At 50.3% G+C, this 13,797-nt stretch carries 11 protein-coding genes; 4 read left to right on the plus strand and 7 right to left on the minus strand.

The window, feature by feature from the left end:
• Positions 1–46 precede the first annotated feature (46 nt).
• The 5 genes from ACN0YH_RS22085 to ACN0YH_RS22105 form a co-directional block, all read right to left on the minus strand.
• Positions 47–1,441 carry an SGNH/GDSL hydrolase family protein gene (locus ACN0YH_RS22085; protein ID WP_417381766.1) on the minus strand — a complete coding sequence of 465 codons (1,395 nt, stop codon included), beginning with the start codon at positions 1,439–1,441 and terminating at the stop codon, positions 47–49.
• A 180-nt stretch (positions 1,442–1,621) separates the two neighbouring features.
• Positions 1,622–3,409, minus strand: coding sequence for a hypothetical protein (locus tag ACN0YH_RS22090; RefSeq protein ID WP_417381767.1), 1,788 nt, complete (start codon positions 3,407–3,409; stop codon positions 1,622–1,624).
• 278 nt (positions 3,410–3,687) lie between these two features.
• The gene (locus tag ACN0YH_RS22095; RefSeq protein WP_417381768.1) at positions 3,688–4,212 is read right to left on the minus strand and encodes a DUF1572 family protein; all 525 of its coding nucleotides are present in this window, start codon (positions 4,210–4,212) and stop codon (positions 3,688–3,690) included.
• A gap of 51 nt (positions 4,213–4,263) precedes the next feature.
• Entirely contained in the window at positions 4,264–5,427 is a 1,164-nt protein-coding gene (locus ACN0YH_RS22100; RefSeq protein WP_417381769.1) for an ROK family transcriptional regulator, read from the minus strand.
• Between the two features lie 844 nt (positions 5,428–6,271).
• Positions 6,272–7,168 (minus strand): mechanosensitive ion channel family protein, encoded by an 897-nt coding sequence (locus tag ACN0YH_RS22105; RefSeq protein ID WP_417381770.1) that lies wholly within the window; start codon positions 7,166–7,168, stop codon positions 6,272–6,274.
• A gap of 264 nt (positions 7,169–7,432) precedes the next feature.
• On the opposite strand from ACN0YH_RS22105, the gene ACN0YH_RS22110 reads away from it, so the two are divergent.
• From ACN0YH_RS22110 to ACN0YH_RS22120, 3 genes are read left to right on the plus strand one after another with little or no spacing between them, the layout of a single operon-like run.
• Positions 7,433–8,386 carry a peptidylprolyl isomerase gene (locus ACN0YH_RS22110; protein WP_417381771.1) on the plus strand — a complete coding sequence of 318 codons (954 nt, stop codon included), beginning with the start codon at positions 7,433–7,435 and terminating at the stop codon, positions 8,384–8,386.
• Between the two features lie 36 nt (positions 8,387–8,422).
• On the plus strand, positions 8,423–9,331 hold the full coding sequence (locus ACN0YH_RS22115; RefSeq protein ID WP_417381772.1) for a succinylglutamate desuccinylase/aspartoacylase family protein: 909 nt from the start codon (positions 8,423–8,425) through the stop codon (positions 9,329–9,331).
• A 59-nt stretch (positions 9,332–9,390) separates the two neighbouring features.
• On the plus strand, positions 9,391–10,209 hold the full coding sequence (locus ACN0YH_RS22120) for an SDR family NAD(P)-dependent oxidoreductase (RefSeq protein WP_417381773.1): 819 nt from the start codon (positions 9,391–9,393) through the stop codon (positions 10,207–10,209).
• 11 nt (positions 10,210–10,220) lie between these two features.
• On the opposite strand, the gene ACN0YH_RS22125 is transcribed toward ACN0YH_RS22120, so the two are convergent.
• Both ACN0YH_RS22125 and murQ read right to left on the minus strand, forming a co-directional pair.
• Positions 10,221–11,174, minus strand: coding sequence for an N-acetylglucosamine kinase (locus ACN0YH_RS22125; RefSeq protein WP_417381774.1), 954 nt, complete (start codon positions 11,172–11,174; stop codon positions 10,221–10,223).
• Between the two features lies 1 nt (position 11,175).
• Positions 11,176–12,072: an N-acetylmuramic acid 6-phosphate etherase gene (gene murQ / locus ACN0YH_RS22130; RefSeq protein WP_417381775.1), complete on the minus strand. Its 897-nt coding sequence runs from the start codon at positions 12,070–12,072 to the stop codon at positions 11,176–11,178.
• A gap of 227 nt (positions 12,073–12,299) precedes the next feature.
• Here murQ and ACN0YH_RS22135 point away from each other — a divergent pair, with 227 nt between their 5' ends.
• Positions 12,300–13,793, plus strand: coding sequence for a sodium:solute symporter (locus ACN0YH_RS22135; protein ID WP_417381776.1), 1,494 nt, complete (start codon positions 12,300–12,302; stop codon positions 13,791–13,793).
• Positions 13,794–13,797: the final 4 nt, after the last annotated feature.

A 13,797-nucleotide genomic window follows, 5' to 3' on the forward strand; every position in this document is an offset into this window, starting at 1 on the left:
TCCACGGGCTGCCTGTTTTCAATACATTCATCTGCTCACTGCAGTTTTATTTCTGCTTCTTACCAGCGGCTACTTTCTTCAATACATATTTCCGCGCCACAGGCTGATTCACTTCGTAAATCTTATCTTCCAAAGCCAGGGCAGCCGCTTCACTCTCCTGAATCGTTTTTTCCTGGCCGGCCAGTTGCTTCTGCAGGCCCTCCAGTTTCTGGGTGTTCTTTTCACCTTCCTCTGCATCCAGCTTACGTTTGATGCGGGCGAACTGTTGAAATGCCCGCCAGCTGTTCCGTTTATCTTTCACAGGACCGTCATTGCGTTCTTTGTTGAGCAGCGCCACTTTCATCGCCTGCTGGTACTGGGGAGTTTTTGAGTTCCCCTGTAATTCAATATGCTGTGCTAAAGTGGTATTCGAATACTGTCCAACCACTGCATCATCAATCGTCAGTTCATAGCGACCAGCAGGCAGACCGTGAATCGATAACGCTTCCTGGCTCATACGATGTCCCAGCTTTGTCAGTTCAGCCCCCAACTGAGCTTCTTGAGGCACAACCCAGGGCAGACTGTCTGCCAGCCAGGTGAAGGAAACTCCGTCTTCACCATAAACCAGATCAGTCAGTTTTCCACCTCGTGCAACTGCCGCTGGCTCACCATTGGCTTTTTCACTGATCGTGATGCGCGAAACCTGCCGTTTCACATTCATATCAGAGAGCAATGCGAATGCCATCACAACCTGCCCTGGGGCATTAGGGTGAATAGCATCACGGATAATGGTAAAGTTGGGATCTTTCTGACGAGCGGCAATGGTGATGTTGTTCAAGGGGCCATACATGTCCACAAATCCAAAGCCGGATTCCGCTGCCACCTCACGCAACCAGGTTCCATAATAAGCCAGTACCGAGTTGTATAATTCGACAGCACTGGGATCACGCTTCCGCGTACCCATTCTTGCAGCCCGTGCGTCAAACATCGTAGGGGTCATTAAAATAGGTTTGGCATTGATCGCTTCAATTTTTGTGATCAGCTCTTTCATGTCATTGTAATAGGTCTGAAAAATCTCTTGATTGAATGGCTGATACTGACCATCATTCATCCCCAGCAGAATTGTGACATACTTGGGTTTATAAGCTGCCACATCCCGATCGAAACGTGCCAGGGCATCCCAGGCTTTGGCTCCACCGACACCTGCATTGTGGAATTTCAATCGTATCTTGGGATAACGTGTGTAAAAGAAGTCTTCCACGTATTGTGTATACAGACACTGGTGAGTAATGCTGTCCCCCAGGAATACAATGGAATCTCCCGACTCCAGTTCCAGCTTCGACATCGGTACCTTATATGTCTGCTGCTCCGCTTCCTGAGCCTGCATCAGACCGGCAGTCATTAAGAACATGCCTAGCGTAATAGTATAAATCAGTTTTGTTCTGATCACTGAAATCCTCATGCTGTTTCCCCTGGTTCAAATATTAAAAGATGGCCTGCATGCTAATCCATGTAAGCCGGTTGACATTGAATGAACGTCATCTACCAGTTAATGTCCTGTGAATTTATCCGATTTGCAAGCGCCACGTCTCTGTGTCAGTTGAAATTCAATTGATTTGCTTACAGCCAGCGATTCAATAGATCATTTTCTTTCGAGAACCTTCATCCCTGGCGGATAGAGAAGTGGAGCCGGGTCTGCAAGTGGTAGCTTCAGTCGATCTGTCGTCTTTTGATCGAGAAATACGGCGGCTACCTGATCCGCAAATACCAGTCGCCATTGCGGGTTATTTAACAGGCCATTAATCTCGTTTCGCGAAAAACGACTATCCAGAATAATTGCGGGAAGCTGCCCGTTTTCATCTTCCAGCAGATAGGCCCAGCCAGACATATTAAACGACATCTGCTGTTGAAACTGTTCATATAATTGAAAAGTCTCTTTGGAATTGACTTCCAGTCGGCCATCGAAAAAAACTTTTTGTTCGGGTCCATTATGAAATATATAAACAGCCGCCTGCCCGTTATTCGAAACAAAGGCGCGATCCGGCATTCCCGGCTGTCCTGCGAATTTCGAGGCTGCATGCGCATACCATGCTTCCTGCTCTCCCAGCCCCAGAACTTTCCCTTCGCCCCCCCACCGATGCCAGTAACCGGTAAAGACACTGATCATTAGAAACAGCAAGATGACCGCACTGCTCCCATTTTTGAATAAAGATTCATCAAAAAATCGGAGAGGTCCGCGGATGCCAGCTCCCTTGTGAGCCGGTAAGGTCCGTGACGCAGCGATCTGCACCCAATCCGATAAATTATCAGAAAGGATCATTCCCGAAATCAGGGCGAAGATTGCCGTGTTTCGCGAAGCCTTCAATGCCAGATGCGTAAAGGCAATATACAGAAGAATTCGAAACGGGTTCACACGTCTGGAAATCAATAGAGGAATGAAACTGCAAAATGTCAGCAGCGCCAGCAGAACCTGTGATAACAAAAACAGATTTCCCAGACCATGCTGCCTGATAAAATCAAGCGGACGTTGAAATTCACCGACTCTCACGGAATAAAATGCCTGATCCACGGAAAACTTTTCATACAGTGTCAGCGGGAATAAAACACCCTGCTCAAAGTAGGGATTCAGAAAACAGGCAATCACTGTCAACACGCCTGCTCTGACGAGCATGACGACAGACAGCGAATCGGGGGGCGCGTCGATACCAAATCGCCCCTGTGCCCAGACTCGAATCAGATAATCCACTACGAACAGTCCACTGACGACCAGTCCCAGCACGAATAATGCGTGGCTGTTGACCCACAGTAACGTGATCAGGGGAATCAGATAGATCAGCCTGGGATGCGAGGGCAGACGACTGATGACGTACATCCAGATAGCAAGATACAGCAGTGATAACATTTCGGGACGAACAACAGAGCGACCGGAAAGACAAATCACCGGTAAGACCCAGCACAAAACTTTCCAGCAGGCAGGCAATGATCTGCCCGAAGCATACCAGGCCACACCAATTGTCAGAGCCAGGCAGAATGACTTGGCCAGTATCAGTAAGTCCACACCGCCCCAACGATGAAGCCAGGTCACCAGGATCTGAAACCCCCAGTGCAGATCAATCCAGGGTCGATCATAGTCGATAAAAGTGAACCAGTCGAAATACGGAACCGTACCACGTTCGAGAATCAATTGTCCTGTCCGCAGATGCCACCAGATATCCATATTCCGTAACGGAAAACAGGCAACCAGAAACGTCCAGATCAGCAAGAGCGATAAAAATAACAGCTCTACAGGCAGACGGCTCACATGTGGAAACAGGGAAGACTGTTGTTCCACTTTCACTGAAATATCAGCAGCTGGTGACGCTGCCTCAATCGTTTTTCTGGAAACCCGTTTCTCAGTCTTACTGGAAGACTTTTTTCCTTTACGGGACATAACACTAACGCCTTTACGGACCTCATCAAGAAGAGACAGAGACTCTGGGTTAATATTGTAACGCGGATACGGTCTCTAAAAAATAAACTTCGACCTCTCAAAAATGAGATTCTCGACAGAGTTTTTCCTGACTGGATCGCATCACATTTAACCATAGCATCTGTCAATCTAACAGACTCAGTCGAAATGGAACTGGAGACGCTACAGTAAAACTGGTCACAGTCTAAAGATCGCAGACGATGTGAATTTGAAAACACTATAAGACAAAAAGCGTTTGGCTAAATCGGTACACGTTTCTGTTGCGAACCAGGGAACCAGTCAAACTGGTATGCGTTGTCCAGTTGCAGACGTGTCAGATAAATAATCTGATGTGCGTGACCGACAAAATGGGGAACCGTATGAGAGATGGCTCCCAAGACAGTCACCGTGAACCCCTGGATCTGACGTGTTTCCAGTAAATTTTCTGGCGAAAGTGAATGAATGACGGCGGCTGCCTGCGCGACGGTCTGATTCATCAATCCAGTTAACTCATCTACGGAGAGACTGATATCAGCTCTGAATTCCAGGTCACGCTGTCGCTCATCCGGCAGATCAGGGATTCCATTGACGGCCCACTGGTTCAAGTTGCCGCAAATATGCAGGATCAGATTCCCAATGCTGTTGAGTTCCGGTGCAGGTCGCCACCAGATTTGATCGGAATCAAGCTGCTTCAGACAGTGCTCGATTTTGCGAACAGACTGCTCCAGTAAATGAATTGATTCTGAAATAGTTTCGCTGGTAATCTGATCGGCAGCAGATGCCATCTTCTAGTCATCTTCCTACGCTGTAGACCCCTGGATCTCCCTGTTGCAGGTCTAAGTCAAACGTGGTCCTAATGAATTCGCCAGGTGGTTGATAATACCGGCGACAGCCCCCAGATATTTATTTCCTTTTGAACGTTCAATTTCACAGGAACTTGAGGATGGCTGCAATGCGCGACTCTTTGCAATCGAGCACATCTTATCGAATACATCATCACGCAGATCGAATAATCGGGCAGTAATAAAGATGTTCGCCGGATTGAAAATATTGATCGCCGCAGCAACACCAATGGCCAGGAATTCAATCGTATGGTCTAACTCGGGAGTAATATCCAGCTCCCCCTGCTTCACGAGCTCTGCAATCGCTTCGAATTCGAGGTCCTTACCAAGTCGCTTCGAAACATAATGCGTTAATGCTAAATCGGTGGCAACGGTTTCCAGGCATCCCAGATTACCACAACCACACATGCGGCCCCCTTGGGGTTCCACTGTGATATGTGCAATCTCACCCGCTAGACCATGTTGGCCATCTAGCAACTGGCCTCCCGTGAAGACCCCCATCCCAAATCCCGAGGTGACATCCAGGTTAATAAAATCTTCTACGGACTGACCTGCGCCATAGGTCTTCTCTGACAGACATAACGAAGTCGATTTCTGTACGAGCACACATTCCAGACCGGTTCGGCTGGCAATGTCGATTGCGGGAGCCTGTCCATCGACGATATGCAGGTTCGAAGCGAGAAAAATGCGACCATCGTTACTGTTAACCAGACCGGGCACCGTAATCCCGACACCTAGCGCAGGAATCTCTTCCTTCTCTACCAGATTCAGGATCTTACCCGAGATAATTTCAATCAGCTCTGAATATGTCTGCGGGGTTTTAAAGCGATCCAGTTTGTCTTCATGCAAATGACCGTCCAGACCAGATGCCACGACGGAGCAATAATCCCATTCCAGAACTACGCCGATCACCTGTGCACTGAAACGGGGAAGCTGTAACAATTTGCCCGGACGCCCTACAGAAAACTCAGCCGTCTCCCGTTCTTCGAGCAGCCCGGCTTCCAGTAGAGCACTGACGGCTTTCGATACTGTGGGAGCACTGATTCCTGAGCAACGCATGACATCAGCACGGGTTAATGTTCCCTGGCTCTGGATAACTTCCAAAACCTTACGAACGTTCATTTTTCGTAGTAAGCTCGGTCGGTGTGGGGATTGCATAGTCACTCTACGTATATAGAAAGAAATGAAGTTAACAACGACAGGTTGCCAGATAAATTCAACAAATCACTTGAACATCATTAAAAAGCGAGAACAGACCCTCATTAGACTGGTGCAACTTGGCGAGCAAAAGCTGCAGAAAAGTGAAACGTCCTGTCGCTGTGACTTAATATAATACGGAATCTTCACATAATTACAAACGCCCCGCAAAATAATGGTATTCATTTTTTCATCTTAGCTATTTTGCCACTTCAGTTTCAGATATGAAACCGCCTAAATCATTTCATTCAGATCAGTACGTAAAAAGACCCGATTGACCAAACAGAAGTCAACTCGGGCCTGCTTGAGTTGGCATCTACCAGGTTTGATCAACCGGGTAACTTATTCAGCGATTATTTGCGATATAGACTATATTTATAGATTAAAATCAGTCGAGACCTTCCTCTTTCCCGATGACTTCTAGAGAAAGTATAAACTACAATTGAATTGAATACGTGGAGGTAACACCCTGCATATTGAGTAAACAGGTCGATTTAAATTACTGGCGTTCCGATTATTCCGAATAGTGTCTATTCACACAGGTAACCTGTTGGATAATTACCACACTCCAAGACGGACTTGATAGGGAAGAAGCAACCGAAAATCGTCTCTCTCTTTCATACGAATTCAAGGGGAAGTAAGTGGGACCGGATTTCGAAAAAAACACTCTGCAGGATTGAATCTTTCGCCTGAAATCGATCCACCCGCATTCCTGAGGTACTTCTGGTATCTAAGAAAAAAGTCTCGCAACAGAATTCTGTCGCAAGACTTTGTGATTTGGATGGAACGGGAATAAAAATAGCTGTCAGTCACCAGTGACGGGAGACTCGTTATAAACATGTAAATCGCGGGTTGGATAGGGAATATTAAAGCCTCGCTCATCAAAGCCCAGTTTGATCCGCTCCGTCAGATCCCAGCGGGTTGTCCAGTAATCTGCATTGTTGACCCAGGGACGCACTACGAAGTTCACGCTGCTGTCACCCAGTTCATTGACAGCGACAACGGGAGCAGGATCAGAAAGTACCCGCTCATCTCCCTGCACAACTTCTTCCAGAAACGATTTAACGGCCCTCAGATCATCGTCATATCCACAACCAATCACCAGGTCGATTCGCCGAGTTGGCTTCTTTGAATAATTCCTGATCGTTCCTCCGGAGATATGGCCATTGGGAACAACGATGGCAATGTTGTCGCCAGTCCGCAAATAGGTGGAGAAGATCTGGATTTCTTCAACAATCCCCGCTGTCCCACCTGCTTCAATATAGTCCCCCACACGAAATGGCTTGAATAAAATCAGCATCACTCCTGAAGCAAAATTTCCCAGTGTCCCCTGGAACGCCATTCCAATCGCAAAACCAGCTGCCGCCAATACCGCAGCCAGGGAGTTCGTGTTGATTCCCAGTTTTGAAATCGCGGCCAGAATCACCATCACCATCAAGATAGAATAAATGATGTTGGACAGGAAACGAGCCAGCGTATCATCGACCTTCGCCTGTTTCATCAACCGGTTACAGAATCGGCTCAGAATGTTGGTTATCCACTTACCAACCAGGAATATCAGTAAAGCCAGCACAATATTTATGCCTAACTGGGTCCCCTGCGTTGCCAGATATTCTTTGACCGTATCCCAGATCCCAGTGACTGTATGTAGCGGATCAGCTGTTGTAGCAGGCTTCTCCTTTGCGAAAATAATAGACCACATAGACTGGTCCCCCTCTGAATCGAAATGAAAACGGATAGGCTCCAGAAACCTGCGTACGCTGGATCTTTTCAGATACCAGAGAAAACGCACATCACTGACAGGCATGATTCTAGGATGTTTGCAGTTTCAGTCCAACTTTGAATTTCATTATTTTGCAAACCGAATTCAGACTGACAAGTCAGCTCCGACACACTACAATCGGCCATCATGCCCAGCGTAGCCGGTTTTGATTTCGAATTGATTTATCGCAGGAAGCAATCTGGAATGTTTATCTCTCTCCGCTCCGTTCTTATCGTCAGCTCGCTGGCTCTCCTGATCTTCTCTCCTGCACCCGGCTCACTTTCAGCCGCCGACCAGGTTTCAGGAGCTAAAGACTCGACAAAAGTTCTGGTCACTGTAAACGGTCGCCCGATCACCCAGGCAGAACTGGATTTCGCAACACTCACTCGCAGAATGGCCGGTGATCAGAAACCGGCCCCTGCACAAATGCTGGAAAGCCTGATCAATCAGCGGCTGATTCAGGAATTTCTGGCTGACAAGAAAATCACAGTCCCCGCTGAAATCCTCGATCAAAGTGTGTCCCGTGTCCGAGCACTCATCCAGAAAACTGGCAATGATCCGGATCAGGTCCTGTCTAAGCTGGGCTTCACTCCGGAAAAACTACGTGCAACCATCGAACTGCCACTTGCATGGAGCATCTATGCCAGCAACCAGATTACACCTGACAAAATCCAGAACTACTTTACAGAGCATCATGAAAAATTAGATGGCACTCGAATCGAAGCCAGCCATATCTTATTAAAACTGGAAGATCCATCGAATCAGGAATCCGTCGACAAAGCCAAAACACAACTGGCAGACATTCGCAAGCAGATTCTGGAAGGCAAGCTCACTTTTGCAGAAGCAGCAGCACAATATTCAGCTGCTCCCAGCAAACAGGACGGAGGCAAACTCGTACCCTCCGCCTATCGTGGCAAAATGCCCCTCGTTTTAACGCAGAAGATCTTTCCGCTCGAAGAAGGTGCCATCAGCGAACCATTTCAAACCCCGTTTGGAATTCACATCGCCCAACTCAACAAGAAACACCCCGGACAGTTCAGCCTGGAAGATGTCCGCGGCGAAATTTATCGCAGCCTCTCGCGATCCCTCTGGGACAAAACCATTCAGTCATTACGCAGCACTGCTAAAATCGAATGGAAAACTGATCGCCCCAGCTGATCCCGCATTTGCCTCCCTCCTGTCTGGAATCATTCCATGCCTGAACAGAGTCTGTTTCAAACGGTAATCATTGAAGGCACTCAGCCCGGTCCTCACCTGCTGATTTTTGGAGGCATCCACGGCGATGAATATGAACCGATGGCCGCTGTCCGCAAACTGATCACCAGCATCGACAACACAAAATTATCCGGCAAAGTCACGCTCGTTCCCGTCGTGAACGAGCCTGCTTACGAACGAACCAGCCGCACTGGACCAGACAATCTGGACCTGGCCCGCACCTTTCCCGGCTCGCCCGAAGGAACCATTACCCAGCAGATCGCCAGCCAGGCGACGCAACTCATTCAGTCAGCCGACTACCTGATCGACCTGCATACCGGAGGCGTGATCTCCAATCTGGCCCCTTTCTCCGGTTACACCCTGCATCCCAATCCTGAAATCCTGGATAGGCAGCGCAGGATGGCACTCGCGCTCAACCTGCCTGTGGCCTGGGGAACCTCGGCCCATCTGGATGGTCGCTCACTCTCCGCTGCCCGTGACCTGGGTGTCCCCGCCATCTATGCCGAATGGGGGGGCGGCAGTGGCTGCAATCCCGAAGCCGTCGCAGGTTACACGTCAGGCTGCCTCTCCGTGATGGAGGAACTGGAGATGCTGGAAATATCCATCGAACGGAAATCACCTCTGTACCATATCGAAGATGACCGTAACGAGAGCGGCCATCTGCAACTCCAAAACAACGCGCCAGTCACTGGTTTCTTTGAACCTGCTGTAAAACTGATGGATCATGTTCAAGCCGGCGATTCACTGGGAACCATCACCTCAGTCACCGGCGATCAAGTCACAACCGTCTCAGCCAAACAGACCGGGGTCATCCTCGGACTCCGCACATTACCCTATGTCGAACAAAACGAATGGCTGGCGGTCATCCTGGAAACAGAACACCATTAGTATTAGTCAGTTCTCGCGACACACCCCAGTAACAGCATTGAAAATCGAAGGATCAGATCATGAATCAGCGACCTGTTGCCATCATCACCGGCGCCGCAGGAGGTATCGGCGGCGAAACCGCGGTTCGCTTTTCCAAACAGGGTTATGACTGCGTACTGCTGGCACTCCCCGGTGAAGATTTACAGCCTGTCACCAGCCGCATTGAACAGGCGGGAGGTCAGTTCCTGACTTGTCTCGGCGATCTTTCCGATCTGGAGTATGCACAGTCCGCCGTTGAACAATGTATCTCAAACTGGGGTCGTATAGATGTCCTCGTCAATAATGCGGCGTGGCGTGAAATTACGACTATGCGAAAAATTGAACTGGCCAGTTGGGAAAAAACTCTACGTGTCTGCCTGACGGCACCCGCCTTTCTTTCTCGCTGGTGTGCCGAACATATGGAAGCCCAACAGCGCGGCGTGATTATCAATGTCTCCAGTATTCAGTCACAAATGGCAGCTGGCATCAGCCCGGCCTATGTCGCCGCCAAAGGAGCGCTGGACTCGCTTACCTACGAACTGGCAACTTTATATGGTCCCTCCGGCATTCGTGCTGTCAGCGTCAATCCCGGAGCCATCGACACCGCCATGGGCAAAGATATCGCCACAGACCAGCAACAGACAACAGGCCAGAAAATCCGACAGGCTTCCGAAGATATGATCCCGCTCAGACGCTGGGCACAACCCGAGGAAATTGCACGCGTCATTGTCATGCTGGCCAGCGATGACGCCAGCTACCTCACCGGAACCTCCATCACCGTTGATGGCGGCTGGAAACAGCAATGCAGCCCCTACCCGATCAAACACCTCCAACTACCCACCGAATTTCCGGAAGAATAATTGATCCAAAGTCATTCGGGCAGCAAACCCTTGATCGCCAGTCGAACCGCCCCCAGACTGGCATCATCCACACACTCGATCACCGCAGGTTCCCATTTCTGCTCCCGTAAACGCTCCAGCAAAGAAACACGAAACTCCCGCTGATGCAGCAGGAGGCCTCCCGTTAAAGCTAACGCATAGTCGCCACTATTAAAATGCAACTGAGTGACCACCGACTGTACCAACTCTGTCAGTTCCAAAATCGCCCGTCGCAAAATATCACGCGCCACTGCATCTCCCTGGCCTGCCACCTCGAATACCAGATGTGACAAACCTGCAATTTCACTTCGCTCTCGTTCGGCTTGATACAGAAAACCAATTAATGCCCGCGGATCATTCAAACCCAGCGTTTCAAGAAACGCAGGTTGCAAACGTGTGTCCGGCCCACGCCCATCGACGGCGCGGGCAATCCCCTTCAGGGCCGCCAGCGCAATCTGATACCCGCTGCCTTCATCACCCAGCAGATACCCCCAGCCTCCCGCACGGGCGATCTGACCTGTTGCGTTTTTGCCAAACGCCAATGATCCCGTTCCCGCAATCAGAGCCACTCCCGTTCCTTCCGGAGATCCGGCTGCCAGGATCGTTTCCGCATCCGTCACAACACTCACCTGCGCTGCAATTCCGCTTTCTGCCGCCCAGCCAATCCATGCCTGCTGCTCTGCAGTTCGCCCCGCTCCCGACATCCCCAGGCAAATCGCTAAGACACGATGCGGCTCTGTTCCCGCCGACTCAAATGCACTTTGGATCGCCAGCACAACCTGGCGCGTCGCAGACTCCCAGCCACAGGAATTGAAGTTCGAAGCCCCTGCAGTTCCACGACCGACAACATGAAAATCATATGTTTCCGAAACCACCGCCAGCGCAGCCCGCGTTGTGGAACCCCCTCCGTCGATTCCCAGTACCAACTGTTTTGACTTCAAATTCATATTACGGTCGCTCTTCCAGAACCCGTCGCAGATGCCCTTCTGCCTGAGTCAGCAGTTCATCAGCCGATTCAGGAGAAACATTCCGTTTAACATGCACAATCGCCGTTTTTAATTTCCCATCACATTCACCGAGTACTGTAGCCGCTGCTTCACGGGACAAATCGGTAAATGCCATCAGAATCCGAATCGAACGGTCGACCAGTTTCTGATTCGTCGCCCGCAAATCCACCATCAGATTACCATAAGTTTTCCCAATGCGAACCATTGCCCCCGTCGTTAACATATTCAAGACCATTTTCGTAGCAGTCCCCGCTTTTAAACGCGTAGAACCGGTTACGACTTCCGGCCCTACCACCGGACAGATTGTCAATGCCGCCACTTCCGATAACTGGTTCTCCTGATTGCACGTCAAGGCAATCGTCTGTCCCCCCTGCTCTCCCGCATACTTCAAACCAGCGATCACATAAGGCGTCCGTCCACTGGTCGCGATTCCCACCAATATGTCATCTTTCCCGAAATCCAGCTTCTGTAAATCGGTGACGGCTGACTCTGTTTGATCCTCTGCCCCTTCAATCGCATTCGTCAGTGCCGCTTCACCCCCGGCGATCAAGCCCACCACCAGCTCAGGCGGACTGTTAAACGTGGGAGGACACTCACTGGCATCCAGCACACCCAGTCGACCGGATGTCCCCGCTCCCATATAGATCAACCGACCTCCCTGCAGAAATGCTGCGGTAATCAGATCGATGGCAGCAGCGATCGTCGCGGCTTCTTTCTCCACAGCCGCCGCGATCTTGGCATCTTCTGCATTCATCAGCTGCACAATTTCCTGGCTGCTCATCGAATCAATCTGGTCTGATGCAGGATTACGCTGCTCGGTCGTCAAATGCTCTAACATGTTTTTTGTCGGAATCTGCCTGGAGGGAATGGAAATAATCCAGATGCGTTCAATACTTTGAAATCATCTCGGACTGTCAAAAACAAAATCGGCCAGTTACTATGATAACCGGGTTCTCGAATCCTGAAAGGATAGAACTCCTGTTTCTGAATCAGTATCACTCGCTTCTGATCAGGTTCGTGTCTGTCTCACATTTCGCCCGTCTCCCACAACCCGATTGACTTTCCATGAATCCAGGTCTCGTCGCAGTGAATATCGCCATCGGAACAACAGATATGATCATCCTGGTCCTGTATCTGCTGGGCGTGGTCCTGTTCGGTTCCTGGATTGGTGGGCGTCAGAAAAATCTGTCCGATTACCTGCTTGGCGGCAAATCGCTTCCCTGGTGGGCCATCCTGGGTTCGATCGTCGCCACCGAAACCAGTACCGTCACTTTCCTCAGTGTGCCGGGGATCGCGTTTGCACCGGGCGGCAACCTGCAGTTTCTGCAACTCCCCCTCGGCTATATTGTGGGCCGCTTTCTCGTCATTCTGTTTCTACTCCCCTTGTATTTTCGAGGTGAAATCTATTCGGCTTACGAAGTCTTCAAAAAGCGATTTGGGGGCACAACCGAGCGGGTCTCCTCCCTGACCTTTATTATTATGCGGACACTCGCCGATGGTCTCAGGCTCTACTTGACCGCGCTCGTTCTGGAAAAAGTCGTCGGCATTCCACTCCCCCTCTGTGTCGTGGTCATTGGAATTGGCACCATTATCTACACCTGCCTGGGGGGGATGAAGTCGGTTGTCTGGAACGACTGCCTGCAGTTTGTCATCTATATCGCCGGTGCCGTGTTTGCGTTCGCTGTGATCATCAATGACCTGCCCGAAGGCTGGAACAGTTACCAGGAGTTCGCTGCCACCCATCACAAATTCACCATGTTTGATTTCGACTGGAACCTCGCAAAGAGCTACACCTTCTGGGCCGGCCTGGTAGGAGGCCTGTTCCTCTCGATGGCGACACACGGAGCCGACCAGCTCATGATCCAACGTTACCTGGGTGCGAAAAACCAGAAGGAAGCCGCCAGAGCACTGGGCTTCAGCGGTTTTCTTGTTTTCGCACAATTCGCATTATTCCTGCTGCTGGGCGTCGCACTCGCCGCTTTCTACTCAGCGTTTCCTCCCATAACTCCCTTCGAGAAACCAGACGAAGTCTTCGCGTCCTTTATTATCGACCACCTGCCCGTGGGAGTGAAAGGACTGACCCTGGCCGCCGTCTTCGCCGCCGCCATGTCGACACTCTCCAGTTCACTCAGTTCCACCACCAGTGCCCTCGTGAATGACTTTTATCTGCCGCTCACTTCAATCCATAAACAGCAGTCCGAACTCGTCAGTCTCAGCCGCGTTTTTACCGCCTTGTTTGGCTGTGCGCAAATCGCGGTGGGCATTGCCAGTCAATCTATTTCCAGCAGTGTGGTCGGTAGCGTCCTGGCGATTGCCGGAATTTCTACCGGGCTGATTCTGGGCATCTTCTTTCTGGCGACCTTCAGCAGACAGGCATCACAAGCGTCCGCCCTGCTCGGCTTTATCATCGGACTCGCAGTTGTACTCTACGTGGCCTTCGCCATGAAACAGGAAGTCGCCTGGCCGTGGTATACTTTAATCGGCGCCACAACTGTCTTTGTCGTCGGCATTCTCAGCAGCTATTTTCTGCCGCAAACTCAACCACTGTCAGATGAATAACTTC

It is taken from the genome of Gimesia sp. (assembly GCF_048262075.1).
In the GTDB taxonomy this organism is placed as follows: Bacteria; Planctomycetota; Planctomycetia; order Planctomycetales; family Planctomycetaceae; genus Gimesia.